Raw genomic sequence first — 25,434 nt, 5'->3', positions numbered from 1 at the left:
GCGCTGCTGCCCACGCCGAGCCACCGCGATCGTGCAGGCCATCCTCGTTCTGCACCACGTCGAAGCCAACCGCTACGCAGGATGAAAAAGGCTCATTCGGGGAACCACCTCATGGCAACGGAAGGCGGCTTCATCCCAGAGCCGGAGGACCGGCAGGCTCCTGAAAAGAGGTGCCGGCTGCGGGTACGGCTGCAACTGCCGGACTGCACTCAATACGGATGCGCCTTCTGCCCGTTGACGATTGACCGGCGTTGCTTTGCGCGACCACATCGGGATCTGAGGATGATCGCCGCGTTCGGAGGTGGCCTGGGAATCGCCTGGTTGGCGGAGTGCGATCATCGCCGGAGGGGTGAGGATCGCGTACGGGTGCTGGCGGCCGGGGGCAATGTCGCTGTGACTCAGCTCGCCGGTCGGGGCGTTTCCGGCGTGCATGTCCAAGGTGACACGTTCGCCATCCTGCGGCAGGAGGTGGCCGATGCCGCCCGCGGGCTGCGGCGGAGCGGGGCTGATGGGCACTAGAGCCACTTCGTCAGGTTGAGCATGTTGCCGTCGGGGTCCAGGACGTGTGCCACCCGCTGGCCCCATGGCATGTCGCTGGGCTGGGCGGGCACGGTGCCGCCGGCCTGCTCGACGATGGGCAGCAGGGCGTCGACGTCCTCGACGTCGGCGCTCAGGATGATCCGAACCGGTTCGCCGGTCTGGGTGTCGTCCTGCTGCACCAGGCCCAGCGCGGACGACCCGATGCGCAGCTCGACGTAGAACTCGGGACCCTCCTCCGGTACGCGCAGGGTCTGCTTCGCGCCGAGCACCGCCTCGTAGAAGGCCCGCAACCGGTGCAGGTCGGGCGTGCCGGCGATGGGCTGGATCGAGGTCATGGGGTCTCCTTGGCAGTCGGTTTCGATGTGTGGACCGCCCAAGGGCCGGAAACTCATCGGCGCCGGGCCCGGAAATCCCGGAGGATGCGATGCCGTGTCGATCATCGGTATGCAGGAGCTGATTCCGGCCGGTCGGGTCGTCGTCGTCATCGACGTCATCCGGGCCTTCACCACGGCGGCGATCGCGTTCGAGCGCGGCGTCACCGACATCGCGTGCGCGCCGACGCCCGAGGCGGGGCGGGAACTGCGCCGGCGGTATCCGGAGCGGCTGCTCGCCGGGGAGATCAGAGGGCTCAAGCCGGCCGATTTCGACATCGGGAATTCGCCGTACGAGATGTCGACCGCACCGGTCCACGGCCGGCGTCTGATTCAGACGACCTCGAACGGGACGCGCGGGCTCACCCGCTGCCCCGACCCGGTGGCGCTGCTGGCGGCGTCGGCGCGCAACGTGGGTGCCACCGCCCGGTGGATCGCGAGCAACCACCCCGGCACGCCGTGGACGCTGCTCTGCACCGGGCGTACCGCCGAGGATCGGGCCTGCGCGGAACACCTCGATGCCCTGCTGCGTGGATCAGTGCCACGGGCGGCCGACCTGGTGGACGGCATCCGGGCCGGGGCCGCCGAGCTTGCCCGTTCCTTTGCTCGGCGGCCGGTGTCCGAAGTCGTCGACCTCTCCCCTGATCTCGGTTTCTGCTCAGAGGTCGACCGGTCGGACTTCGCGATGGTCGGCTACATCCGCGAGGGTCACGTCGAACTCACCGCGGTACGCAGCTGAACCCCGTACGGAGCTGATGGAGCCTCAGCTGTGCAGGGCCTCGATCACGTCGGCCGGGGCGGGTTTTCCGAGCATCCGGCAGATGGCGACCGTGTCGGCGGCCGTCACGACGCGCACGAAGCGGGCCACGCCGTCGTTGGGTTCGGCGTCACCGAGGTTGGCGGTGAGGTCGGTTGCCGCGCTGCGGCGTCCGTCAGCGCTGGTCACGGCGCTGCTGTGGTGGCCGAGAGTGTCGCCGCCGTGGCCCCACACGGTGCCGCAGCGGGAGTCGATGCGCATCAGGCCCAGGCCGTACCCGCCCTTGCCCCACTCCGCCGGCACCTCGACCGTGGTCTTCATCTGCTCGAGCTGCCGTGCTGACAGCACGTCGCCGCGCAGCAGGGACGAGAAGAAGCGGGCCAGCTCGGCGGGGGTGGAGATGATCGCGCCGGCCGCGCCCGCGAAGCCGCCGAGCGGCCACGTCGAGACGTCGGTGTAGCCGGGTGTGCCGCCGGCGTACGTGACGAGGTAGCCGTGGGCGTAACCCCGTCCGGTGTGGGTGGCGCGCGGGGCGGCGACGTAGGTGTGTTCCAGGCCCAGTGGCTCGGCGATGCGCTGGCGTACCAGATCGGGGTAGGTCTTTCCGGTGACCTCGCGCAGCAGCACCCCGAGCACGGTGTAGTTCGTGTTGGAGTACGACCAGCCGGCGCCCGGGGCGAAGTTCGGGTCGTGCCGGAAGGCGACGTCGAGCAGATCCCGCTCGGTGAGCACGTGCTGCGGGTTCTGCCGGACGCCGGCGATGAAGTCGGGGTCGGCGGTGTAGTTGAACAGGCCGCTGGTGTGGTTGAGCAGCATCCGGACGGTGATCTGGCGTCCGTTCGGGACCACGCCGGGCAGGTACCGCTCGATGGGGGCGTCCAGTTTCAGCTGGCCCCGGTCGACCAGTTGCAGGACCAGGACCGCGGTGAATGTCTTGGTGTTGCTGCCGATCTCGAACTGGTCGCGGCCGGTCAGCGCACGGCCCGTCCGGCGGTCGGCCACCCCGGCGGCCGTCACCGTGGTCCGGCGGCCGTCGTCGATGCGGGCCACAAAACCGGGAACACCGAGGCTGAGTACGCTGCGCGCGACATCACGCATGGCCGGGTCGGCGGCCGGCGACGCTGCCGCCGCGACGGCGGTTCCGGGGCCCGCCAGGGCTACGGTGGCGGTCAGCACGATGGCCGTACCGCGTAGTGCCCGCAGGTTTCTGGAAGCGGTGGTGGTGTCGGTCGTCATGCAATGATCTTTACGAAATGCCGGCCCAGGTTCACTCCGGCAGGCTCCCCAATGCCCGGTAGTGCCAGCACTACCGGGCGAGGGTGGTCAGCCGTTGCGGCGGGGCAGCGTCCAGTTCGGGCGCGGGAAGTGGCAGGTGTAGCCGTTCGGGATGCGCTCCAGGTAGTCCTGGTGCTCGGGCTCGGCCTCCCAGAACGCGCCGGCCGGGGTCACCTCGGTGACGACCTTGCCCGGCCACAGCCCGGACGCGTCGACGTCGGCGATGGTGTCCTCGGCGATCGCCTTCTGCTCGTCGGTCTCGTAGAAGATCGCGGACCGGTAGCTCGTACCGATGTCGTTGCCCTGCCGGTTCTTGGTGCTCGGGTCGTGGATCTGGAAGAAGAACTCGAGCAGATCCCGGTACGAGGTGGCGGCGGGGTCGAACACGATCTCGATGGCCTCGGCGTGACCCTCGTGGTTGCGGTAGGTCGCGTTCTCGACCTGGCCGCCGGTGTAGCCGACCCGGGTGGAGACCACCCCGGGGCGCTTGCGGATCAGGTCCTGCATGCCCCAGAAACAACCGCCGGCCAGGATGGCCTTCTGCGTGCTCATCGTGCTGCACCTCTCTTCGTCGTCGTGCATAGGAACGCTTTCACGCCGCCGTTCATGCCCGGGTGGCGGGGCACACCCGTACAACACTTGTAGGTTGAAGTATTTCTGGCGTACGGTGACTTCAAGCTTTAAGTCACCACGCCGCCGGAGGGTCCCATGAACACCAGCTCAGCCCCGGCCGGCGCCTACGACGCACTGCTCGCCCGGGTGCTTCCCGAGGCCCGGTCGCAGCGCACCTGGGAGCCGTCCGACGGGCCGCTGCCTGCCCTGTTCGTCAGCCACGGCGCCCCGCCGACCCTCGACGACGCCCAGTGGCTCGACGATCTGTTCGCCTGGGGCCGGTCGATGCCGAAGCCGCGGGCCATCGTCGTGGTCTCCGCGCACTGGGAGAACGCGCCGGCCGCCCTCTCCGGGACCGCCGAGGGCACGCCGCTCTACTACGACTTCGGCGGCTTCCACCCGCGCTATTACACGCTGCCGTATGCGACTCCGGACGCCACCGACCTGGCCCGCCGCGTCGCCGGGGTGCTGAACCCCACGGGCGGAGTCCACCAGTTCGTGAACCGGGGCCTCGACCACGGCGCCTTCATCCCGCTGATGGCGATGTATCCGGCCGCCGATGTGCCCGTCGTGCAGCTGTCCATGCCGAGTCTCGATCCCGAGGCGCTGCTCGATCTCGGGCGGCGGCTGCGCGGTCTGCGCGAGGAGGGGATCCTCGTCATCGGGTCGGGCTTCATGACGCACAGCTTCGCCGTCATGCGGAATCCAGCTCTGGCCGGCTACAACGAGGCGTTCGACGAGTGGGCCGCCGACGCGCTGCGGCGCGGTGACGTCGACGCGCTGACCGACTACCGGGCCAAGGCCCCGGGTGTGGACATCGCCCACCCCACCGCCGACCACTACGTCCCGCTGCTGCTCGCCGTGGGCGCGGCCACCGATCCCACGAAAGCGACGTCGCAGATCGAGCGCATGTTCTGGGGCAACTCGATCCGATCGGTCCTCGTGCACTGAACCCGGTGGTTGCCGGAAAGGGTCAGCAGGTCGGCGGCCGAGAACGTCTACCCGCTCGGCCGGTGATCGATCAGCGCGGCCAGTCGGTGAATCGCTCCCGCAGCCGCGCCACCTGTCCGGCGTCGAGGCCGTACGGTGCGAACGCCCGGCCGGGGGTCCGGTCCAGCCGGCGTCCCGCCGCGGCGACGTCCTCGCCGAACAGGGCCGGGTCCACGGCCGCGGCGAGTTTCAGCAGCTCACGGGAATCGTGGGTCGCCAGGAAGGCCGCCACGTCGATGAAGTCCCGCACCTCGGCCCGGTTGACCAGTGCGGCGACCTTCCACGCGATCAGATCCTCGACGGCCATCACCGGGCCGATCTCCAGCAGAACCGGTTTCCTGGTACGGGCGAGGTGTCCCAGACTCAGCCGGACCGCGCCGCCGTCCGGCTCCGGCCGATAGGCCACCAACTCGGCCATCAGATAGTCGAGCCCGTCGACGATGTCGCTGCTCATCTCGATCCGCTCGACACGGATCCCGAGGTCACGCAGTGCGGCGGTCACCGCTGCCGTGGCGGCGACCACGCTGCTGCCGTCCTCGCCGAAGACATCGACGTCCTCGGTCGGGCGGTCCACGATCTCGTGCACGATCAGCGCCAGGCCGCCGCCGAGAGCGAAGCCGTACCGGTCCGCGACCGACAGCGCCGTCCGGGCCACCTGCAGATGGAACGGATCGACCGATCCGGTCACGCGGCCACCACGGCGGCGAGACCGGGGTGAACGGCCTCCCACGCCTGCCGGACACCGCGGGGCAGGTAGAGCTGCGGCCACAGGACGGCCAGCAGGTCCGCGTCGAGCCAGGTCCGCAGTTCCGCCTGCTGAACGGCCTCACGCAGGACGATCTCGTACAACCGGATCCGGTCGAACGGGTCGTCGAGGTCGAAGCGCCCGGCCGGGGACGGCGCCCACACCAGCCGGTGCGGCAGCTCGACGACGCCCGACACCGGCCCGCGGAGCGCGCTCAGATCGGCGGCGACGAGCGCGCGGCGGCCCGGACGGCTGTGCCGGCTCGTCGGCCTCGTCGCTGCTGCCCGCTCGCTCATGTGCCCAGAGTACGCGCCGCGGCGTGCCCGTAGCCGCCACCAGAATCGCCAGGGCTTCGTCGTTCTGGCGGCGGTCGAATCTCAGGGGGCCGAATCCGGGGCGGTCGCGTGTATCGCGGTGACGATGTCAGGCTTTCCGCTGCCCGCCGGGCCGGTGGGGACGGTGAACCAGAAGCGGCTGCCGCCGCCGGGGTTCTCGTCGACGCCGATCCGCCCGCCGTGGCGTTCGATGATGCGCTTGCAGATGGCGAGGCCGAGCCCGGTGCCGGGATAGCCCGTGCTGTTGGCGCAGCGGCGGAACGAGTCGAAGACCTGGGAACGGTCGGCGGCGGGGATGCCGATGCCACGGTCGGCGACCTCGACGAGCACTGAGCCGTTCGTCCGTACGCGAGCGCTGATCTCGATCCGGGCCGCGGTGCCGGGCCGGGTGTACTTGACGGCGTTGCCGACCAGATTGTCCAGGACGTGCCGCAGGAGGGCGGCGTCGGCCGGCACGTCCGGCAGCGTCCCGGTGACGGTGATCTCGGGTGGGGTGGAGGCCGTGACGGCATGGTCGGCGATCACGTCGTCGACCATGCCGCTCAGGGAAACCGTGGCGAGGCTCAGGGTGTGGTCGGCCTTCGCGTAGGTGAGCAGGTCCTGCGTCAGCGTCGTCAGGCGGTGCAGGCCGCGCTCGATCGCGGCGAGGTCCCGGCCGAAGGCCTCACCCAGGGTGTCCGCGTAGTCGGCTCGCAGCATCTCGATGTGCGCGGTGATGGTGGCCAGCGGGTTCTTCAAGTCGTGCGAGGCCATGACCATCAACGCGCGCAGCTCGGACTCGTGCTCGCTCGCCGCGGGCGGGCGCGCCCACCGGCATCTGCGCGACCGGAGGCCGCCGCCCGAGAGCGAGTACGGGAAACGCCGGGCGCCGGGGCGGGACCGTGCCAGTCGGCGTCCAGGACCGGCCATGAATGCCAGCGTTTCTTCGGATTCGTCCCTGGGCATCTGCGGTACTCCTCTGTCGCGGTTGCGGTGACGGGGTAATCCTCGTTCCCACGGCCCGGCGGGCACGTCGGGCCGGAACCGTAAAACTCCTCTGGTTCCCCGGCGGTACGCGGACGGGCTGCTACCGCCGCGGACTGATTCGCGTGCGGCGCGCGTACGGCCTGGAATGCTCTTGCCCTACAGCGGGGGGACTACCGCTGCTGGTGTACGCCGCCCCGCCTAATTACCGCCGAAGCCGGTCGTCATGGCCGGCGCCTGGTACGACGATAGGTACATGAGCGACAAAAGATGCATCGGGCGTCCCGTGGCGATACCGGCATGGCTCACCGAGTTCGCGGTACTTCTCGTCGTCGCAACGGTGGATCTGCTGGTGTGGTCCAACGACAACGGCCTGCGCGGCGGCGGGGAGGTCGAGCCGTGGCTGATTCCGGCAGGCAGCATCGCCAGCCTCGCGACGTTGCTGCTGCGACGGCGTCTCCCCGTGCCCGTGCTGGTCGTCCAGCTGGCCTGGGCGAGCCTGTGCGGGCTCGCGTTCACCGAGTACAACCCGATAGCGGGAATCCTCGTCGCACTGAACGCTCTCGCCCGGTACCAGCCTCCGGCCCGTTCCCTGCCGGGGTGGGCGGCCTGCCTGCTGCCGTGCGGCATCTACGCGCTGGACCGCGGCGACGTGCAGTGGCAACTCACCTTCCTGCTCGTGCTCATGCTCATCGCCGGTACGACGTGGCTGCTCGGCTACCGCACCCGGCTCGCCGACCAGCGGGCCGCCGAACGGGATGTCGCGGCCGCGGACGCCGTACGGTCCGAACGCCTGCGGATCGCCCGCGAACTGCACGACATCGTCAGTCACGCCGTGAGTGTGATGGTGCTGCAGGCCGCGGGCGCCCGGGCGGTTCTCGGCACCGACCCGCACCGCGCCGAGGCCGCCCTCGACATCGTGCAGGACGTCGGCAGCCAGTCCATGAACGAACTGCGCCGGCTCCTCTGCCTGCTGCGGGCCGCCTCCGACGATCCCGACGTCATGGCCACCGAGCAGCCCGACCTCAACGATCTCGACGCGCTGCTGGCCAACACCCGGGCCGCCGGGCTCGCGGTGAGCGAACAGGTGTGGGGAACACCGGGACTGCTGGACCCCAGCGTCGGCCTCGCCGCGTACCGCCTCGTCCAGGAGGCGCTCACCAATACGCTCAAACACGCGGGCCCGGAAGCGGCGGCCCGGGTGGGCCTGAACTGGGAGCCCGAGCAACTCACCATCACCGTGCAGGACGACGGTCCGCCGCCGGGCGGCCAGTCCGCCACCGCGGTCTCCCTCTCCACCGGCCACGGGCTGCTGGGACTGCGCGAACGCGTACAGACCGTCGGCGGCACCCTGCACGCCGGCCCCACCGGCACCGGCTTCGTCGTCCAGGCCGTGCTGCCCACGGCCCTGCGCTCACCGTCCATCGCCCCCACCAGCCCGCTGGCATCGTCGGCGGCCGAGAGGATCGTCACCTGATGGCCATCACCGTTCTGCTCGCCGACGATCAGGCACTGGTCCGCAACGGGCTGTGCATGATGCTCTCCGTCCACCCCGACCTCGATGTCGTGGGCGAGGCCGGCAATGGCGCCGAAGCCGTCATGATGGCCCGCGAACTGACACCGGACGTCGTCGTCATGGACCTCAACATGCCCGGCATGGACGGCATCGAGGCAACCCGCCAGCTCACCGCGGACAACTTCACACCCAACCCCGACTACACCGCGAAGGTCCTGATCCTGACCGGCCTCGGCGACGACGAGCACGTCTACGCGGCGCTGCGTGCCGGGGCGTCCGGTTTCGTACTCAAGGACGCCGCGCCCGCCGAACTGGCCACCGCGGTCTCCTGCGTGGCCAACGGCAACGGCTATCTCGCACCGGCCGTCACCCGCGGCGTCATCGCGGGCATCGTCACGCCGCCCTCCCCCACGCGTCCCGTGCCCGGCATTCTCGACCGGCTGACCCCGCGGGAGCGCGAGATCCTCACGCTGATGGCGGGCGGCCTGACCAACGAGGACATCGCCGCCCGCCTGCACCTGGCCATGGCCACCGTCAAGACGCACGTCTGCCGCATCATCATGCGACTCGAGGTGCATGACAGGACCCAGGCGGTCGTCATCGCCTACCAGAACAACCTCGTGCCCCGCGGCTGACGGTCACCTGCTCCGCCAGAGCATCTTGCCGGGGAAGAGAAGATCCCAGATCGCCTCCACGGGATCGCTTGGTTCCGGTGGGTACGCGGGTTCCTCTGAAGGTTCCGAATCCACCTCGTCGCCACCAACTGCCAAGCATTCTGGACACGGGTCGGTATCCACGCACCTCAGATATGTAAGGAGGTTCGTGGAGGCCGCACATCTATCCGTGCCACCTTCCGCAAGGCGACGACACCGCTTGAGCTCAGTAAGATCATTGGCGGCGACGCATCCGAACATGAGGCCCTTCGCGTATTTCCGGCAGGAGCTGCGAAGTTCGGCGTCATCAGTGGCCGAACACCGGCGGAAGAGCGTCGAAAGAATCTTCCCCGGTTTCGGTGAGGGTCCGACGGCAGGTGCCGACTCCGCTCCGGCATAGGCAGGGCTCAAGCCCCCAACGAAAGTCGACGCGCAGATCGTCAGAAGTGCTGAGAGGACGGCAACGAGCCAGGCCCGCCGCGCGGCCCCTGTCACCGCTATGGCTGGTTTGTCCGACATGGTTCCATAGTCGGCCACAGGCCGCCAGCCCAAGGCCAACTATGGGATCATGGCACGTCAAACACCCATTACCCGACCACCGAGCAGCCGGTGGGGCCAGCGCTTGATCATCGTTATCGCCTTCGCGGTGGCGGCGATCAGCGTGCCGGTCTTTGCGAACGGATCCGGCCCGGGCACCGCCGACCCGGGTCCCGCACCCTCAGCCTCGTTCGCCACATCGCCCAGACCGCAAAGCCCCGACGATTGGGATCGGGCACCCTGGGATAGCCCCGATGGTTACGACTCACACACCTTGCACCCGTGCTGGGACCTCCGGGACGATTTCAAGAATTACAGGCGGTGCCGTAAGTACGCGGACAAATTCGAAATCTGCCACCCACACTGCCCGACGTGGCTTGACGGCATCGAGTACTTCGGGAAGGAGGCAGCGTTCTGGGACTATCTCGGGTGGGAGAACAAGTCCTTGTGGGAACTTCTGTTCAAACGCAGGAACCCGCGGCCACAGGTTCGATAGCCCCGGCCAGGACGGTGGTCAGGAGGAGGGCCTGGGAGCGGCGACCGGGCTGCGGTGGCCGGAGGAGTCGATTGCCCGTACGCCGAAGAAGACGTTGTCCTTGGAGAGGTCGACGGTGACCGTGCCGACCTTGCCGACCGCAAGCGAGTGCTGCCAGTCCGAAGCGGTCGTCTCGCGCCACACCACCTCGTAGCCGGCCAGGTCGGGTTCGGTGCCGGGTTGCCAGCGCAGCGTGGTCTCGTTGGTCAGCTGGGTGGTGTCGATGACGACGCCCTTCGGGGTGCCGGGCGCCTGCGACAGCGACCAGAGCGCGGCCGCGTTGACCCGCGCGACGCGGGCGATGTAGCCGAAGTCGCAGAACTCGGGCAGGTCGCCGTACTGGATGCCGTTCTCCACGCGTACGTCCTGGTGTTCGTGCGCGAAATTCTCGCGGGGCTCGGTGAAGCGGGCCGCCGGGTAGCCGCGCAGCAGGAACGAGATGTGGTCGCTGCCGCGCAGGTAGCGGTCGCGGCGCCAGATGACGCGGACGTTCGTGCCGTCCGGTTCGACGTCCTTGACGAAGCGGCCCAGTTGCCGGGACGGGCCGTCGTTCTCGCCGCCGGTGCTCTTGCGAGTGTTCGCCTCCGCGGCGGTCTCCGAGGTGGGTACGCCCTCGACGAACAGCCGGACGGTGCGCGGGTCGTTGCGGGTGCCGTCGTGGGCGTTGCCGGTGCCGACGATGTCGTTGCTGAACATGGCCTGGATGTCGGCGCCCGCGTCTTTGTACTGCTGGGCCATGTGGTCGGAGCCGTAGAGGCCCTGCTCCTCGCCGGCGACCGCGGCGAACACCAGCGTCGACTCGGGTCTGCGGGTGGCCAGGACCCGGGCCAGCTCCATGATCACCGCTACGCCGGAGGCGTCGTCGTCGGCGCCGGGCGCGTCCTTGACGGCGTCCATCACGTCGGTGACCCGTGAGTCGTAGTGGCCGGTCACCACGTAGATCCGCTCAGGTGTGACGCTGCCGCGCAGGGTGGCGATCACGTTGGTGATCCGGGTCGGGGCCGGGACGCGCGGGGAGACGGGCTGGATGAACGACTGCTGCTCGACGGTCATCCGGCCGTCGCTGGCCGCCGCGTGTCGCTGGAGTTCGGCGAAGATCCAGTCGCGGGCCGCGCCGATGCCGCGGATCGGGTCGTCCTGCGACGACAGGGTGTGCCGGGTGCCGAAGGAGACAAGTTTGCGGACGATCGCCTCGATCCGGGCGGGGTCGATCTCACGCAGGATGCGCTGCAGGTCCCGGTCGGGTGCCGCGGCGGTGGCCGGGCCGGGGACGGCGGCGACTCCGGCGGCTGTCGCCGCGCCGGCCACCAGGAATGTACGCCTCGTAGACATGGGTCCAACTCTTCACCCGCGAGGCGTACATGTCCATGCTTATCGATGTATTGCGGTCGTCAGTTGGACCAGGTGTAACCGGCGAGCGCCGCGGAAGGGCTGGCCAGAAGGGCCGTGACGGTGGCGAGCAGGAAGGCCGTGACGGTTAGGACGATGGTTCGCAGACGCACAGTCGACTCCTCACGTCGGGTGGAGAACTCACGGTACGACGCGTGGCCGTCAGGCCGCCAGGTGCCGGTCCGGCCACTGGACCCGGGGGTCGGCGGCCGGCTTGCTCAGCAGGTAGCCCTGGGCGTGGTTGAGGCCCTCCTCGGTCAGCACGGCGAGTTCGGCGGTGGTCTCGACACCCTCGGCGACCACGGTCACGCCGAGCGACGCGCCGAAGTTGCTCATGGCGCCGATCAGGGCGCGCCGGGCCGGGTCCTGGTCACTGTCGGCGATGATGCTGCGGTCGAGTTTCACGATGTCCGGGCGCAGCCGCAGGATGTGCTGCATCGACGCGTAACCGGCACCGGCGTCGTCGACGGCCAGGCGCGCGCCGGTGGCGCGGACCCGCTGCATGGTTTCGGCGAGTATGTCGTAGTCGTCGACCGCGGCGTGTTCGGTCACCTCGATGACCAGGCGGGCCGATTGACCACCGAGCCCGGCCAGCAGGGTGTGCAGCCTCTCGTCGAGGATCGTCTGCGCCGAGAGGTTTACCGACAGGTACGCGCGGCCGGGCAGGTCGGGCAGCCGCCGGCAGGCCGCCTCGACGGCGCGCAGCTCCAGATCGATGCCGAGCCCCACCTTCCAGGCCTCACTGAAACAGACATCCGGGGTGCGGTACGGCTCCGCGGTGAAGCGTGCCAGCGCCTCCATACCGGCGATCTCGTTGCGTTCGAGGTCGACGATCGGCTGCAGCACGATCTTCAGCGCGCTCTCCTCGCGGATGCTGTGCTCGACGCGGGCCCGGATCTGCTCGTGCTCCGCCCTGATCTGCTGCTCGGCCAGCGCGGCGGCCGCCTCGAGCGTGACATCGGCGCTGAAGCCGCGATAGCCCACGATGCTGCCGTCCGGGGCGAAAACCGGCGTGGCGGTGCTGCTGAGGGTGCGTGCCGCGCCGTCGCGGTGGGTGGTGCCGCTGATCCAGTCCTGCCGGGCGGTGTCGTCGAAGGCGTGGCTGCCGGTCTCCGGGTCGTCGCCGAGCAGTTCCCGTACGTCGCGTCCGGTGATCTGCCGCGCGTCGTACCCGAGCAGTTCGGCGACGCCGTCGCTGCTCCAGGTGATCCGCAGGTCGGCGTCGACCTTCCACACCCAGCCGTGCGCCGTGTGCACGGTGTCCCGGAACGCCTCCACGGCCTCCTCGGCCCGGTCGGCGAGACTGCGGTTGAATCGGAGCAGCCGCACGGTCGTGGCGACGGCCAGCGGAAGCCAGGCGACGCCGATCAGCCCCACCCACTCGTCCAGCTCCGGGGGCTCTCCCTTGATCAGGACCTCGAGCCAGTCCCAGGCGTACGAGACGAGCGCGACCACCATGCTGGCGGCCAGCACGGTGACCGCGTTCTTCACGACACTGCGCGCACGCAGCAGCTCAGCCGTGCTGTCGGCGTCGCCTGCCGGAGTGGTCTGCTTCACCTTCTGCTCATCGGCCGCGAGCCCAGTGGCATGAGTGGTGTCGCTAAGGTGCGGGGATGGTTCGTGACGAGCTCCTGAGGCTGCGTGCGGACGCCGAGGCCGAGGTGTCGACGCTGGCTGAGAGCCTGGATTCGCTGTTCTCCGCGTCGCGCGACTCCAACGCCGACGACGAGCACGACCCGGAGGGCGCCACCATCGGGTTCGAACGCGCCCAGCTGACCGCACTGCTGGCCGCCGCCCGCCGTCGGATCGCCGAGGTCGACGACGCGTTGCGGCGGGTGGACGCCGGCACCTACGGCGTGTGCGAGGCCTGCGGTGAACCGATCGCCGCCGGACGGCTCACCGCGCGGCCGTTCGCCCGCCGGTGCATCAGGTGCGCCTGAGGCGTGGTCCGCTGGTCGCTGGAACTCGCTACATCGCCGGGTCCCGACGCCTGCGAAGTGGCAACTGACGACCACGACCCAGCGTCGGCGCGATGGATTCCTTTGAAGTTTCCCTTGGTTGGCGGCGTGCACCGCACACAACGCATACGCCGTGACCCGGCCGTTGGACGGCCGGCCCGCTCGAGCCCGCCGGACGATACGCGAGAATGACGAGATGCAACCTGTCATCGAGCAGGCAGAGGCAGCGCAGCAACGCGCCAACGCATACGCCCGCGCCGGCGACCACCGGGCAGCGGTCGACGCCGGGGCCGACGCTGAGCGTCTCCTGCGGACGGTGCCGGCCGGCGACGAGAACGTCCTCACGGTCCTGTCCAGTGCCCTGACCGACCTCTCGCGGCACCTGTCCCGTCTGGGTGAACATGAGCGGGCTGTCACCAAGGCCACAGAGGCGGTCGAGATCCGGCGCAGGGTGTTCGCCGGCGATCTCGAGGTCGGTCGCCTGTACCTCAACTCCGTCAACAACCTGGCCATCGCGCTCAGCGGCTGCGGCAGACATCAGCAGGCGCTGGAGATGACGCTCGAAGCGGTGACGGCAGCACGGGAATTGCATGCACTGGGCATGATCGACGACGGGCTTCTCGCCTTCCTGCTGCACACACTGTGCAACCGGTTCGCCTCCCTCAACCGTTCCGGGCCGGCCCGGGAGGCAAGTTCGGAAGCTGTGCAGCTCTTCCGGCAGGCCGCGGAGCAGGATCCGGAGCGGTACGACCCGGAACTGGCCATGGCGCTGCGAAATGCCAGCGAGGACATGTGGAACGACGGCGACCAGCCGGGGGCGCTCGAGCTCTGCCGTGAGGCGGTCGACATCTGCCGGCGGCTCGCCGGGCAGTCACCCGAGCGGTACACCGAGTCGCTTGTCACCTCCCTGCAGAAGATCGCCCGGCAGCTGTCGGAACTCGACCGTGACGACGAGGCGTGCGTGTTCCTGCGCGAGGCCGTCACACGGCTCGAACCCGGTGACGGTCCGCTCACCGCTCAGCGGGCCGACGATCTCGCCCGATCGCTGCTTGATCTCGGCGGCACGTATCTCGGCTGTGAGCGGTGGGCCGATGCGGCCCACGCCAGCGAACGATCGGTGACACTCTTCCGCCGGCTGGCGCAGCACGGACACCCACAGCCGCGTGACCTGGCCGGGGCCCTGAGCAATCAGGCGACCGCCTGGTACGCCCTGTCCCGCCCGGCACTGGCCTTACCCGCAGCCCTCGAGGCGTGGACGATACGGAGAACTCTGGCTGACGCGGTCCGGGATGCCGACGCGTATCTCCAGGTCGCCTTGGCAGCTCACAACGCAAGTGTGCCGCTTGCCGCGACCGGCCGGCTCGACGATGCCCTCGCAGCGGCTGAGGCGTCCATCGTCGCGTACGGCCGGGCCGGTGAACCGGTACCAGAGCATGTCCACGCCAACCGGGCGTCCATCGCCGGCCTGGTGCACGATCACCGGGACGTTTCCCGAGCTTGAAGCGACTCGGCCATCCGGAGCACCTGCTGGCAGGCGGCAAGTTGCCGGATGTAGGCGCTGGGTCGTTCAGTGCGGAGGCCGGTGTACAACACCAGCGCTTCCCGAACCGCGAGGGTCGCCTCGTCCACCTCGATCCCGGCTTCGATGCGGACCCGCGCGAACTCGAACAGTGCCATCGCGAGGTCGGGTATGAACGCCTCCGGCTCCTCGGCAGCGCTCTGCCGGAACAGTTCCATCGACTCACGGGTCAGGTCGACGGCCCGCGGGAGGTCGCCGAGCCGTCGTAACGCGTCGGCCAGCATGTTGATCGACCGCGGCAGCTGACCCGGGCGGCGCCCACGGTGGTAGGCGTCGGCCTGGTGTGAGGTGGCAACTGCCTCCTCGGCGGCTGCGGCCGCCAGTTCATACTGGTGCGACCCGCGCCGGATGGTGCTGAGGTTGCGCAACGACATGGCCAGATCCGCCAGGTGGCGCGCCGGCACCCGCGCAGCCAGCTCACGGCGCAAGGCGATCGCCTCGTTGATCAGCGGCAAGGCCTCGGCGTACCGGTGAAGGTCGTCGAGAGCCGCGGCCTGGTTGTTCAGCGACATCGCCAGATCGGAGCGGAATCGCGCCGGATTCGCCGCGAACAGCTCGCGGCGCAGCCGGGTCGACTCCTCCGCCGGCTTGATCGCCTCCGCCGATCGCCCGGCACCGCTCAGCACCGTGCTGTGACTGTTCAAGGCCCGGGCCAGTTCGACCAGCGCATCAGGGTCGGCGGCGGCCAGGCGCCGGTAGCTCTTGACGGCGAGGTCGGCGTGCTGCAGGGCCTCGCGTGTCCGGCCCAAGGTGACCTGCATCTGGGCGATGTCGTTCGACAATGCCGCGATCCGCTCGTGCACTTCCTGGTTGTCCCTGTTCTCGGATGCCAGGAGCAGCAACGTTCCGCTGACCTTCGTGGCCAGTTCCAGGGCGGCCCGCCGTTGGCCCACCTCGGCGAGGTCGATCGCCATCTCGGATCGGATGGTCAGCTGGCGCAGCAGGTACCGGTCCGGATCGGCGGCAGCCAACGCGGAGATGGCCCGGTCGGCCCGGGTGGCGGACTCCAGTGCGTCGTCGAGGCGCCCGGCGGTGCGCAGCGTCGTGGCACGAAGGAGCAGCGCCGCTGACCGGCTGTGGCGGCGTTCCTTCTCGGCGGGTGTTACCGGCGTGTCGGCAGCCTGGTCGTCGGGGCCCAGCACGGCGAGCGCGGCATCGAGGGCCGCGACGGCATCCTCGGTGCGTCCGGCACGGTTCAGGCGCGACGCATGGCTGCGATGTAGCGCTGACCGGGTGAGATCATCGACGGCCGCGGCGAGTCGGCTGTCGAGCAGGCGTTCACTCAGGACCGCCCGGGCGACGTCGCGCCCGACGGCGTCGTCCTCGGCGACGACACCGTCGATCGTCTCGAGCAGGTCGGCATCCATGCCGGGCACGGCGGCGATCTCACTGAGTGCCGTCGTCAGGTCGAGCGCGAGCCGTGGGTCGCTGCGCAACAGCGGGAAAAGATAGCGGGTTCCGGCGTGGGGCCAGCGGCTCGCGGCGGCGGCGAGATAGGTCAGTGCCCGGTCCAGGTACCGCACCGGCGTGTCCCCGGCCAACCGCCGGACGGCGCGGGCGAGCGCCTGACCGGCGGTCTCGTCGACCGGATACCCGCTCTGGTCGTGTCCCGGCAACTGCAACGCCAGGAAGTCCTCAGCGAGCCGGTCCGGGTAAAGGGGCTCGAGTAGCCGGCCCCCGGTGGCCGGATAGCAGACGCCATGGTCGGTCAGCACCTTCGCCACGTCGACCGGCCACGACGAGGTGTCGTTGATGTCTCGGAGCAGCGGGGTGGCGGCGGACGCCGGCTGGGACCCGGCCAGTACCGCCGTGAACGCGGTCCGGGCCAGCAGGCCCGGCGGCGTGGCGAATCCGCTGACCGACCGGGCGTGCATCCGGGCCCAGTGGCTGTGCTCGCGACGCAGCAGATAGGCCGACAGACGAGCCGGGTCGGACAGCTGTTCGGAGCTGGACGTCTGCGCGTCCACGGCGACGAGCGCGGCCATGTGCAGCGACAACACGCGGGCAAAATCGCGATGGTGCAATGGTGGTGGTTCATCGGTCACGGCGATGCCATAGAGCAGCCCGTACCGGCTGCGGGCCGCGTCGAAGACGGACCGTCGCTCGTCCTCGGTGCCTGCCAGCGGACGCAGCTCAAGGTCCTCGCTGCGGGCACGGATCTCGTCGAGGGCATGCTGGAGGCTCATCCAGCTGTGGACGGACCGGCCGATCAGCAGCACCCGGGTCGGTACCGGGCTGTGCAGCAGACGGTTCGCGAACAGCCATTGCAGGTGTTCGACGGGCCACCGGTCCGCGTAATCGACGACCAGCAGCAGGCCTGGTGCATCGCCGGCGGCCAGGTTCTGGCTTTCCGGGGTCACGGCGATGGTGTCGCCACCGTGCCGGGCCTCCAGGACCTTCCAGCCGTCCGCGGTGGACCGGTCGGCGAACCGTGCCGCCAGGCGGGACTTGCCCTCACCCGCCGCCCCGTGCAGATACAGCACCGACAGGCGGTCCGCGCTGTCACGCCACCGGGTCAGCACCGTCAGTTCAGCGACCCGACCGGTGAACTCGACGACCTCATGCCGGGCGTCGAGCAGCCGGCTCGGCAACTCCAGTAGCCAGCCGGTCTGCGGGACGACGGGTGGCTCACGTTCCCGCACGATGTAGACGGGCCGGCCGTCGCCGTGGACATACAGGTCACCGTTGATGACTCCGTAGGCGAAACCGCCGATCGCGATGACGTTCTGGACGACGTGCACAGCATCGGACTCGTCCGCGCCGGTCATCGGACCCCCTACTTTCGGCGGCTCCGCACCATTGTCTCCCTGCGGGATCGGCGTGACCCGATCGGGGCACGCTACGTCCGGCTGTCCCCCGGCTGACCATGACCGGCGTAGAAGGCACCCAGCGCCGCGACTGCGGCGAGCGTCACGAGCGCGAAGCGCCCGGCCGCATCGAAGAGGTCGGCTCTCGCCCCGGACGGCACCTGCATCAGCAACATGGCGATCACCGAGAGCCGCGCCGAGAGCAGCAGCACCGGCCGGTCCTCGCCGATCAGCGCGACGACCAGGAGGGCGGCGAACAGCAGGAACGAGTACGCCACCCGTTCGGCAAGACCGGCATCCTGGGCGAGGGTCCACACGAGCGCGGCGATCACCAGGCCAGTCGACAGCGCGCCGAGGAGGAACGCCGGCCGGGACGGCGTGATGCGCCAGCGCAGCACACCGGCGGTCACCGCCACGACGGTGAGCAGCGACCCCGCCACGAACACCAGCGTCGCCCACACGACGTGGTCACCCTGCTCGACGAACTCCGCAACCGCATCCGGGACGACGACGGTGCCAGCGAAGGCAACCAGGGCGAGCGTCGCGCTGACCACAGTCGCGATCGGCATGATCCCGCGCGGACGCGGCAGCATTTCGAGCGTGACGCCGGCCAGGACCAGCACGGCGCCGCCCGCCGCGAGATAGAAACCCGCCTCCACCATGGTCTGGAAGTAGCGGTTGCTGACCACGCCGGCGAGCAGGCCGAGCAGTCCAGCAGCGAGACCGATCACCGCCCCTTGGACAACATCACGTTCTCTCTTGTACGGTCGCCGCGCCGCATGGTTCGACGGCTGCATCGCGAACAGGAACGCGGCCGCGATGAGTGCCCAGAGCACGAACGTGGCGGATTGGAGGTGCTCGGTCACGGGTGTCTGCGGAGCGGGGTCTCCCAGCCGCATGCCGAAGCCGAGCACGAGCAGGACGCCACCCGCAGCCGCGAGGACCTTGGCGGGCGACAATCCGGCACCGGCCCACAGCGCGGACGGTTCGCGTGTCGTGGCGGGCACCGGCTCGGACGGACCCGGCTCGGGCTCCGGCTCCGGTACGACCACCGCAGCAGGCGGTGCGGCCTGGACGACCGGTCGGTCCGGCGGGGCCGCGTCGACCGGCTCGGACAGTGCCACCGAGCCGAGCGCCGCGGTGGCCGCCGCCGACACCTTGCGGCTGTCGTCCTCGGCCAGGCGATCCAGGGCCAGCCGGGCGGCCAGCGCCGTCCCCGCGTGCCGGCCGCGCAGCAGGCGCTCCAGCTCGGTGACCGCGCCCAGCCGCACGCCGGTGAGGGGATGTTCGATCGCCTCCTGAAGCTCCGGCTGGAGCCGTGCCGGGGTGGTGACGGGCCGGCTGCGGCGGGCCAGGTAGAGGTCGCCCTGCACGTCGAAGGTCCACTTGCCGGGAGTCTGGTGCGGGGTGGCCCGGCGGACCCGTTCGTAGACGTAGTCGTACAGCTCGTCGAGGCCGATGTAGCCGTCCTGATCGCGGTCGGCGTCGCCGGTCTCCAGCCCTGCGACCAGCGCGCTGGTGAAGACCGACGGCTGGCCGGGGCCGGTCTCGGCGAGTTGCCGGCCCTCGAACGCGTACTCCATCGCGCTCGACGCCGTGATGACCGCGCGCCCGCGCCCGCCGAACTGGTCCTCGATCGCGATCGCGCTGCCGGCGCGAGCGACCATGCCGCGCCCGAACGCGCCCGCGTAGCAGCAGTCCAGGATGAGCACGATGCGGCGGGACCGGCTGCGGGTCATCCGCCGGTTGACGAAGTCGGCGGCGACCGCCGTCGCACCGAGCCGGTGCAGCTTGGTCGAGGCGGCCGCGAAGAACAACTCGCCGTCCGGGTCCTTCACACCATGCCCCGAGAAATAACAGAGCAGAAGATCGTCGGCGGTACGGTCGGCGAAGAAGTCCTCCACGGCCTCGTTCACCACCGGTCCGGACTCGTTGATCACCGACTGCACCTGGAACCCGCCGATCGCCGGGTCGCTCAGCACCCCGGCCAGCCGTTCGGCGTCGTGCGCCGGAGCGTGCAGCCGGCGCAGGCCCGGGTCGTCGTACGCGTAGCTTGCGACGATCAGCGCATAGCGGCCGCCACCCGGTCCCGGCTCCGCGTCGTCCCCTTCGCCGGGCAGCGGTTCGGCGGCCTCGCGACGGCTCAGCCAGGCGTCGATCAGCCGGCGATGCTGCGGCGTCGGCGAACCGGTCAGCTCCAGCGCCTCGCCGTCCATCTCGACCCGTACGCTGCCCTGCTGACGCTGGGTGAGCCAGGCGGAGATCGCGTTGATGACCGCGGCCAGCACCACCGACTGGGACAGCGTCACGATGATGGTGCCGATCGCGGCGAGCTCGACCGCCCGGGTCCCGAGCGGCGCCGGACCGCCCGGCGCGCCTTCCACCGCCACGTCGAGGTCGGCCAGTTCCCGGCGCAGCTGCCGGGTGACCTCGTCCAGCCGCTGCTCGTCGGCGTCTTCGTCGTCGTGGACGACGATCGTCACCCGGGTCATCTCGCACCACCTCGCAGCGCGAGCGTAGAAGCGACCCGGAGCCGTGGCGAGCGGAGTTTCCGAAAGCCGACACCTCGGTTTGGTTCCCTGTCGAATCATGAGCACTCCGTTGACGTCGAATGCGCCCGGCAGATCGAATCGAGACCTGTCGAATCGATGGGAGACGGTCGATGGCCGATGATGACGAAAAGCAGAAAATCGCACCGAAAGCGGTTTTCCCCATGGTTTTCCTGGTGCAACCGACGGCAGGCGTGGAGGTGTTCCCACCGGAGCGGCTCGCCGAGTGGGAGGCCATCACGATGAAGTCCCTTCAGGATGAGGTGCGGGCGATCAGGGACCGGGCGGTGGCGATTCCGGCGGAGGATCCCACCGGCACCTGCACCGGCACGATCACCGGCGATCCGCGCCGGGTCGACGATTCCGACTACGACTGACTCGTATCGTGCGGCAGCCTCGGCACGTCGCCATTCTCTCGTTGCAGAACGATCTGCACGCCCTGCTCGTACAGCGGGAACTACGCGACCGGCACGACATCGTCTGCGACATCGTGGCGACCGACCGATTGTCGGGAAGTTCCGGACTCTCCTGGTCGGACGGGATCTCCCAGCTGCCGACCCGCGACGGTGGCCTGGTCGATGTCCGGCGGCTGGACCTGATCTGGCTGCGGCGGTTCAACGTGCCGCAGATCGTGCCGGACACGGTGACCGATCCCGCCCAGGTCCAGGTGATCCGCAACGACTGCCACTGGGCGCTGCTCGGCCTGCTGCTCACCGACTTCCGCGGCGGCTGGATCAGTGATCCGCAGGCCACCCGGGCGGCTGACAACAAGCTGGTTCAGCTGCGCGTCGCCCAACAGTGCGGCCTGCGTGTGCCGCGTACGCTGATCAGCCAGGATCCGGAACAGATCCGGCGGTTCCACGCGTCGGCCAGGACCGGGGTGATCGTCAAGACGATCAAGGGTGGCACGGTGTGGCCGCTGGTCACGGCACGGATGCTGGACGAGCATCTGGCAGCCGAGGAGTCGATGCGGCTGGCCCCCGCGATCTACCAGGAATATGTGCCCGGCACCCGGCACCTGCGCGTGCTGATGCTCGGGGAGACCGCGTACCCGGTGCTGATCGAGACCGACGACCTGGACTGGCGTCCGAATCTGAACGTGCCTGTCCGCGAGACGCGGCTGCCCGCGGATCTGACCCGCCGGCTCGGCCGGGTGCTGCACCGGCTGCGGCTGCGGATGGGTGTGTTCGACATCAAGATCGACGACACCGGCGAACCGGTGTGGCTGGAACTCAACCCGCAGGGGCAGTTCCTGTTCGTACAGGGGCTGATCGGGATGGACCTGGTCACGCCGTTCGCCGAGTTCGTCCGCCGGGAGTTGCCGGCACGGGAGCACGTGCTCGACGCAAGCTGATCACGGGGGCACACCGTGGACACGGGTGCTCCACGTCCGCCGGAAATGCGTTTTCTCCGATTGCGTGCGATCCATAGGATCTACCGTGATCAAGGGGGATGACACGGTGGGCGATTTTCAGCAGTTCGTGACCGATGTGACTACGCGTCTGTCCACGATGTCCAAGGGTGAGTTGTACGTCGTCGGCGACGGTCTCGACCGGGATTCACTCTGGCTCACCTTTCTCGAATCCTTTCCCCCCGGCACCAATCTCCGGTTCCGTGAGCGGTCCGAGTACGACTGCTCGACCTGCCGCGGGTTCGTCAAGAACTTCGGCAACGTCGTCGAGATCCACGACGGACAGGTCCGTACCGTCTGGTCAGGGGTGTCGGCATCCGACCCGGTCTTCTCCGTCGTCGCCGCCGCAATGGACGAATTCGTCGGCGCGCTGCCGTTGTCCACCATTTTCCGGTCCCGGGAGGCGCAGTACGGTACGAAGACGACCCGGACGCTGCGCGACGGCCAGGTCGAGGTGTGGCACCACCTGTACGGCCGGGTGGAGAAGCGGCATCGCACCGAGGACGTCGGCGTGGCACGGGGCGGCTTCGACGCCGCGGTGCAGGTGTTCCAGCGTGGCCTGGCCGAGCTGACCCAGCATGCGCTGGACACCGTCGTCGACCTCATCGACGACAACGCCCTCTACCGCGGCACGGAGCATCGCCGGGCGGTGACCGAGTTCCGGTCGCTGCAGAACCGGTGGACGCAGGCGGCCGACGGACGGGCCTTCGTGTTCGCCAACGCCATGAACCCGGCGGCCCGGCTCCGCAACACGGTGATCGGCACCCTCGTCCAGGATCTCTCCGCGGGCGTCGACCTGGAGCAGGCGGTCCGGTCGTTCGAGGTCAAGGTGGCGCCGCAGAACTACCAGCGCCCCAAGGCGTTGATCACCCCGGCCATGGTCAAGGCCGCCATGAAGACCATCGACGAGCTGGGCATCGAGGAGTCGCTGCAGCGACGATTCGCCCGGCTGTCCGACGTGTCGGTCACCAACGTGCTGTGGGTCGACAACGACACCCAGTCGCGGATGAAGGACGGCATCGAAGGGCTGCTCATGCAGGCGGCCACCACCGGGTCCTCGGGTGCGCGTCTTCGGGACGCGAAGCCGGAGGAGGTTCCCGTGGTCACCTTCATGAAAGACATCCTGCCCGGTGCCGCGAGCATCGACCTGTGGGTAGCCAACAGCCACGAACCGCACTTCGTCAGTCTCACCACCGGCCGGCACCCGGACGCGCCGCGGCTGTTCACCTGGGACAACGATTTCGCCTGGTCCTACGGCGGCAACGTCACCGACTCGATCAAGGAGAAGGTCAAGCGGGCCGGCGGCAACGTCACCGGCAAGGTGCGGGTGAGCCTGTCCTGGTTCAACCACGACGACCTGGACCTGCATGTGTACGAGCCTGACGGCACCCACATCTGGTACCGGGAGAAGCGCAACAAGCTGGACGTCGACATGAACGCGGGTGGGTCGTTCACCCGCGAGCCGGTGGAGAACGTCACGTGGGCCGGCAAGGTCCCCGACGGCGAGTACCGGATCGAGGTGAACCAGTACAACAAGCGGGAGACCACCGGGGTCGGCTTCGTGATCGAGACCGAGAGCAACGGCAGGATCGAGCAGTACCGCCACGAGCGGGCGGTCGGCCACCAGGAGACCGTCGAGGTGGGCCGGATGACGGTCGCCGGCGAGGCGATCACCGCATTCCGGCCGGGTAAGGACATGCAGCGCGGCAGCATCGCCAAGGACCTGTGGGGCATCACCACCGAGCAGTTCGTGCCGGTGTCCACCGTCATGTACTCGCCGAACTACTTCGACGACAACGAGGTCGGCAACCGCCACTACTTCTTCATGCTCAAAGGCTGCGTGAACGACCAGCCGACCCGCGGGATCTACAACGAGTTCCTCCGCGGCGACCTGCAAACGCACCGCAAGGTGTTCGAGGTTCTCGGCGACCGCACCAAGTGCGAGCCGTCGGACGATCAGCTGTCCGGCCTCGGCTTCAGCTCCACGGTCCGCAACTCCGTGGTCGCCACGGTGACCATGACCGGCGGCCGGCGCCGCCTCATCAGCATCCAGTTCTGATTCCCACCCCGACATCCGAGAGGCGATCGTGACCATTTTCGAGAAGGCCACGCGGGAGAAGTTCCGCTACCCGTCGGCCAAGGGCCTGCTGACCACGGAACAGCTGTGGGAGCTGCCGCTCACCGCCAAGTCCGGCTTCAGCCTCGATGACGTGGCCAAGGCCGTCAACGCCGAGCTCAAGGCCGTCGACACCGAGTCGTTCGTGGCCACCGAGGCCAATCCGGCCAAGACGACCTTGGAGACCAAGCTGGAGGTCGTCAAGCACGTCATCGCCGTCCGCCTCGCGGAGGACCAGGCGGCGAAGGCAGCAGCGGCCAAGAAGCTGGAGAAGGAGAAGCTGCTGGCAGTCCTGGGCCGCAAGCAGGACGCGGTCCTGGAGAACCTGACCGAGGAAGAGCTGCTGGCCCGGATCAACAACCTTTGACACTCACTGACCGCGCGGCGTCCTGGTGGGTCACCGGTTCGCCGCGCGGTGCCGGGAGTCGTGGGTTTTGATCGGGTGCCATGATCGGCAGCGATGAGTGCGAGTGACGAGATCGAACGGCGCGCCGCTGACGCCCGGCGACATCACCTCAGGCAGGTCAACGATGTTCTGCGTCGTCCCGGCATGTATGGCCGCGACGAGATGGCCGAACGCCTCCTGCTGGAGGCGATGGCCGCCGTGGACGGCTGCCTGGAGCGGTGGCGGGCCGAGCACCAGAGGCTTCGTGACCACGACGCCTTCGCCGCGACCGGCGTCGTGGGCGCCTACAGCCGCGTCCTGCCGGAGGCCTCCTGCCGTGACGCCACCGCCTCCATGTACGCCGAGGTCGCGCATCGTCTCGGCTGGCTGAAGCTGGACCGGACCTTGTCACCGGCGGAATTCCAGCGGCTGGGCGCTGACGTCGGCGGATGGGTGGGCCAGGACCGGACCCTGGCTGAGCTGATCGACACCTTCGGCCGTCCGTCGGTGTGGATCGGGCCGACGAGTGCCGAGCACCCCAAGACACTGGCCTACACCACCGCCGACCCCCATGCCCCGCTGATCTGCTTTCACCTGGGTCAGGCGCCGCCGCATACGACGCCCGGCCAGGACCAGCCCGTGGTGGTGCTCGCCGTACGGCATCGGCAAGCTCGTTTCCCGGACGCCTTCTCCTTCACCCCGGCAGGCATCGGGCGCAAGCCCGCACGTCAACGGCCGGCCACACCGGACACGACCGTCTGGATCTTCCACGGCGACCAGGAACGGTTCGCATCGGGCGTGTTCACCACCATGGCCGCGGGCCTCGACTGGGCGGCCGAGCATCGCGTGACGGGGATTCTCGCCGAGTACGCCATCGGCGGCGCCTACGACGTGGCGGTCGAAGCGGGCAGATTCAGACCCTCGAAGGCGCACCACGGCACCCCGGGCCACGTCGCCGGGTTCGGACCGGGACTGGAACACATCCATCTGATCGACGGCCGGCGTGACTGACACCCTGTGATCACGGTTGCCGGTCGCGAGGCGGACCGGCCCGGCGCAGGAAGTCGCGGATGAGCAGGCTGATCAGTTCCGGTCGTTCGGCGACCAGGTTGTGCTAGCGGCGGGCGTGGGCAGGGGCATTACGTAGTGGCTGACCGCGCGGCGGCGCGGGCTCCTGCGGTGTCAGGAACTGCTCGGTACGCCAGCGCCGCCCAGGTGCCTAGCGAAGAATCGGATCGAGCTGTCGATTTCGAAAGGCGGGATCCGGAAGTGGCCACCGGGGTTGGCGTGCAGGGTCTTCTCGGCGGAGCCGAGTGCGTCGAACAGCTTCATGACTGAGTCCCGCGGATTGCCTTCATCGTCCCACTGCAGCAGGTACTCGACGGGGATCGTGATCCGCGCTGCGGTGTCC

The 25,434-nt window shown here is 69.2% G+C and carries 22 protein-coding genes and 2 pseudogenes; 13 read left to right on the top strand and 11 right to left on the bottom strand.

All coding sequences use genetic code 11. The annotated features are described in order from the left end of the window. Window positions 1-85: pseudogene (locus CLV67_RS50475) on the top strand (IS5/IS1182 family transposase); the annotation flags it as partial. Then, window positions 82-519, top strand: coding sequence for a DUF6959 family protein (locus CLV67_RS54930; protein WP_428839502.1), 438 nt, complete (start codon window positions 82-84; stop codon window positions 517-519). The pseudogene CLV67_RS50475 and the gene CLV67_RS54930, both read left to right, overlap by 4 nt. Here the strand turns inward: CLV67_RS54930 and CLV67_RS50470 are convergent. Next, window positions 516-875 (bottom strand): VOC family protein, encoded by a 360-nt coding sequence (locus tag CLV67_RS50470; RefSeq protein WP_106331150.1) that lies wholly within the window; start codon window positions 873-875, stop codon window positions 516-518. The genes CLV67_RS54930 and CLV67_RS50470 overlap by 4 nt on opposite strands. Before the next feature lie 94 nt (window positions 876-969). On the opposite strand from CLV67_RS50470, the gene CLV67_RS50465 reads away from it, so the two are divergent. Continuing rightward, on the top strand, window positions 970-1,650 hold the full coding sequence (locus CLV67_RS50465; protein WP_170154326.1) for a 2-phosphosulfolactate phosphatase: 681 nt from the start codon (window positions 970-972) through the stop codon (window positions 1,648-1,650). A gap of 24 nt (window positions 1,651-1,674) precedes the next feature. Here the strand turns inward: CLV67_RS50465 and CLV67_RS50460 are convergent, their stop codons facing one another. Together CLV67_RS50460 and msrA are read right to left on the bottom strand one after the other, a co-directional pair. Continuing rightward, a complete protein-coding gene (locus tag CLV67_RS50460; RefSeq protein ID WP_106331148.1) occupies window positions 1,675-2,904 on the bottom strand; it encodes a serine hydrolase domain-containing protein in 1,230 nt (409 codons plus the stop codon). 87 nt (window positions 2,905-2,991) lie between these two features. Next, window positions 2,992-3,495, bottom strand: a complete 504-nt coding sequence (msrA, locus tag CLV67_RS50455; protein WP_106331151.1) for a peptide-methionine (S)-S-oxide reductase MsrA — start codon at window positions 3,493-3,495, stop codon at window positions 2,992-2,994. 156 nt (window positions 3,496-3,651) lie between these two features. Here msrA and CLV67_RS50450 point away from each other — a divergent pair, with 156 nt between their 5' ends. Next, entirely contained in the window at window positions 3,652-4,506 is an 855-nt protein-coding gene (locus tag CLV67_RS50450; RefSeq protein WP_106331147.1) for a dioxygenase family protein, read from the top strand. Window positions 4,507-4,576: 70 nt separating this feature from the next. Here CLV67_RS50450 and CLV67_RS50445 read toward each other — a convergent pair whose 3' ends face one another. The 3 genes from CLV67_RS50445 to CLV67_RS50435 all read right to left on the bottom strand — a co-directional run bounded on the left by CLV67_RS50445 (window position 4,577) and on the right by CLV67_RS50435 (window position 6,534). After that, window positions 4,577-5,233 (bottom strand): nucleotidyl transferase AbiEii/AbiGii toxin family protein, encoded by a 657-nt coding sequence (locus CLV67_RS50445; RefSeq protein WP_106331146.1) that lies wholly within the window; start codon window positions 5,231-5,233, stop codon window positions 4,577-4,579. Continuing rightward, entirely contained in the window at window positions 5,230-5,586 is a 357-nt protein-coding gene (locus tag CLV67_RS50440; protein ID WP_106331145.1) for a hypothetical protein, read from the bottom strand. The genes CLV67_RS50445 and CLV67_RS50440 overlap by 4 nt, the downstream gene beginning before the upstream one ends. A gap of 81 nt (window positions 5,587-5,667) precedes the next feature. Next, a complete protein-coding gene (locus CLV67_RS50435; protein ID WP_170154325.1) occupies window positions 5,668-6,534 on the bottom strand; it encodes a sensor histidine kinase in 867 nt (288 codons plus the stop codon). A 310-nt stretch (window positions 6,535-6,844) separates the two neighbouring features. On the opposite strand from CLV67_RS50435, the gene CLV67_RS50430 reads away from it, so the two are divergent. Both CLV67_RS50430 and CLV67_RS50425 read left to right on the top strand, forming a co-directional pair. Further along, window positions 6,845-8,065, top strand: a complete 1,221-nt coding sequence (locus CLV67_RS50430; RefSeq protein ID WP_170154324.1) for a sensor histidine kinase — start codon at window positions 6,845-6,847, stop codon at window positions 8,063-8,065. Continuing rightward, window positions 8,065-8,739, top strand: coding sequence for a response regulator (locus CLV67_RS50425; RefSeq protein WP_106331142.1), 675 nt, complete (start codon window positions 8,065-8,067; stop codon window positions 8,737-8,739). The genes CLV67_RS50430 and CLV67_RS50425 overlap by 1 nt, the downstream gene beginning before the upstream one ends. Before the next feature lie 1,069 nt (window positions 8,740-9,808). On the opposite strand, the gene CLV67_RS50420 is transcribed toward CLV67_RS50425, so the two are convergent. Both CLV67_RS50420 and CLV67_RS50415 read right to left on the bottom strand, forming a co-directional pair. Next, the gene (locus CLV67_RS50420) at window positions 9,809-11,161 is read right to left on the bottom strand and encodes a M20/M25/M40 family metallo-hydrolase (protein WP_106331141.1); all 1,353 of its coding nucleotides are present in this window, start codon (window positions 11,159-11,161) and stop codon (window positions 9,809-9,811) included. 219 nt (window positions 11,162-11,380) lie between these two features. Continuing rightward, entirely contained in the window at window positions 11,381-12,775 is a 1,395-nt protein-coding gene (locus tag CLV67_RS50415) for a sensor domain-containing phosphodiesterase (RefSeq protein WP_106331140.1), read from the bottom strand. A gap of 56 nt (window positions 12,776-12,831) precedes the next feature. Here CLV67_RS50415 and CLV67_RS50410 point away from each other — a divergent pair, with 56 nt between their 5' ends. Both CLV67_RS50410 and CLV67_RS50405 read left to right on the top strand, forming a co-directional pair. Next, window positions 12,832-13,158, top strand: a complete 327-nt coding sequence (locus CLV67_RS50410) for a TraR/DksA family transcriptional regulator (RefSeq protein WP_106331139.1) — start codon at window positions 12,832-12,834, stop codon at window positions 13,156-13,158. Between the two features lie 214 nt (window positions 13,159-13,372). Beyond that, entirely contained in the window at window positions 13,373-14,677 is a 1,305-nt protein-coding gene (locus CLV67_RS50405) for a tetratricopeptide repeat protein (protein WP_106331138.1), read from the top strand. Here the strand turns inward: CLV67_RS50405 and CLV67_RS50400 are convergent. Further along, entirely contained in the window at window positions 14,653-17,523 is a 2,871-nt protein-coding gene (locus CLV67_RS50400; RefSeq protein ID WP_106331137.1) for a tetratricopeptide repeat protein, read from the bottom strand. The genes CLV67_RS50405 and CLV67_RS50400 overlap by 25 nt on opposite strands. Before the next feature lie 71 nt (window positions 17,524-17,594). Next, on the bottom strand, window positions 17,595-20,054 hold the full coding sequence (locus CLV67_RS50395) for an effector-associated constant component EACC1 (protein WP_170154323.1): 2,460 nt from the start codon (window positions 20,052-20,054) through the stop codon (window positions 17,595-17,597). Between the two features lie 170 nt (window positions 20,055-20,224). Here CLV67_RS50395 and CLV67_RS50390 point away from each other — a divergent pair, with 170 nt between their 5' ends. The 5 genes from CLV67_RS50390 to CLV67_RS50370 all read left to right on the top strand — a co-directional run bounded on the left by CLV67_RS50390 (window position 20,225) and on the right by CLV67_RS50370 (window position 25,034). After that, window positions 20,225-20,488 carry a hypothetical protein gene (locus tag CLV67_RS50390; RefSeq protein ID WP_106331135.1) on the top strand — a complete coding sequence of 88 codons (264 nt, stop codon included), beginning with the start codon at window positions 20,225-20,227 and terminating at the stop codon, window positions 20,486-20,488. Between the two features lie 8 nt (window positions 20,489-20,496). Then, window positions 20,497-21,465, top strand: a complete 969-nt coding sequence (locus CLV67_RS50385; protein WP_106331134.1) for an ATP-grasp domain-containing protein — start codon at window positions 20,497-20,499, stop codon at window positions 21,463-21,465. A 106-nt stretch (window positions 21,466-21,571) separates the two neighbouring features. Next, window positions 21,572-23,581 (top strand): DUF2135 domain-containing protein, encoded by a 2,010-nt coding sequence (locus CLV67_RS50380; RefSeq protein WP_106331133.1) that lies wholly within the window; start codon window positions 21,572-21,574, stop codon window positions 23,579-23,581. 28 nt (window positions 23,582-23,609) lie between these two features. Continuing rightward, window positions 23,610-24,005, top strand: coding sequence for a hypothetical protein (locus CLV67_RS50375; RefSeq protein ID WP_106331132.1), 396 nt, complete (start codon window positions 23,610-23,612; stop codon window positions 24,003-24,005). Window positions 24,006-24,098: 93 nt separating this feature from the next. Continuing rightward, complete coding sequence (locus tag CLV67_RS50370) at window positions 24,099-25,034, top strand: DUF7710 domain-containing protein (RefSeq protein WP_106331131.1); 936 nt, start codon at window positions 24,099-24,101, stop codon at window positions 25,032-25,034. A gap of 171 nt (window positions 25,035-25,205) precedes the next feature. Here the strand turns inward: CLV67_RS50370 and CLV67_RS50365 are convergent. Further along, window positions 25,206-25,434 (bottom strand): annotated as a pseudogene (locus CLV67_RS50365) (alpha/beta hydrolase); the annotation flags it as partial.

This window comes from Actinoplanes italicus (assembly GCF_003001815.1).
Taxonomy (GTDB): domain Bacteria; phylum Actinomycetota; class Actinomycetes; order Mycobacteriales; family Micromonosporaceae; genus Actinoplanes; species Actinoplanes italicus.
This window is presented reverse-complemented; position numbering and strand designations above follow the sequence as displayed.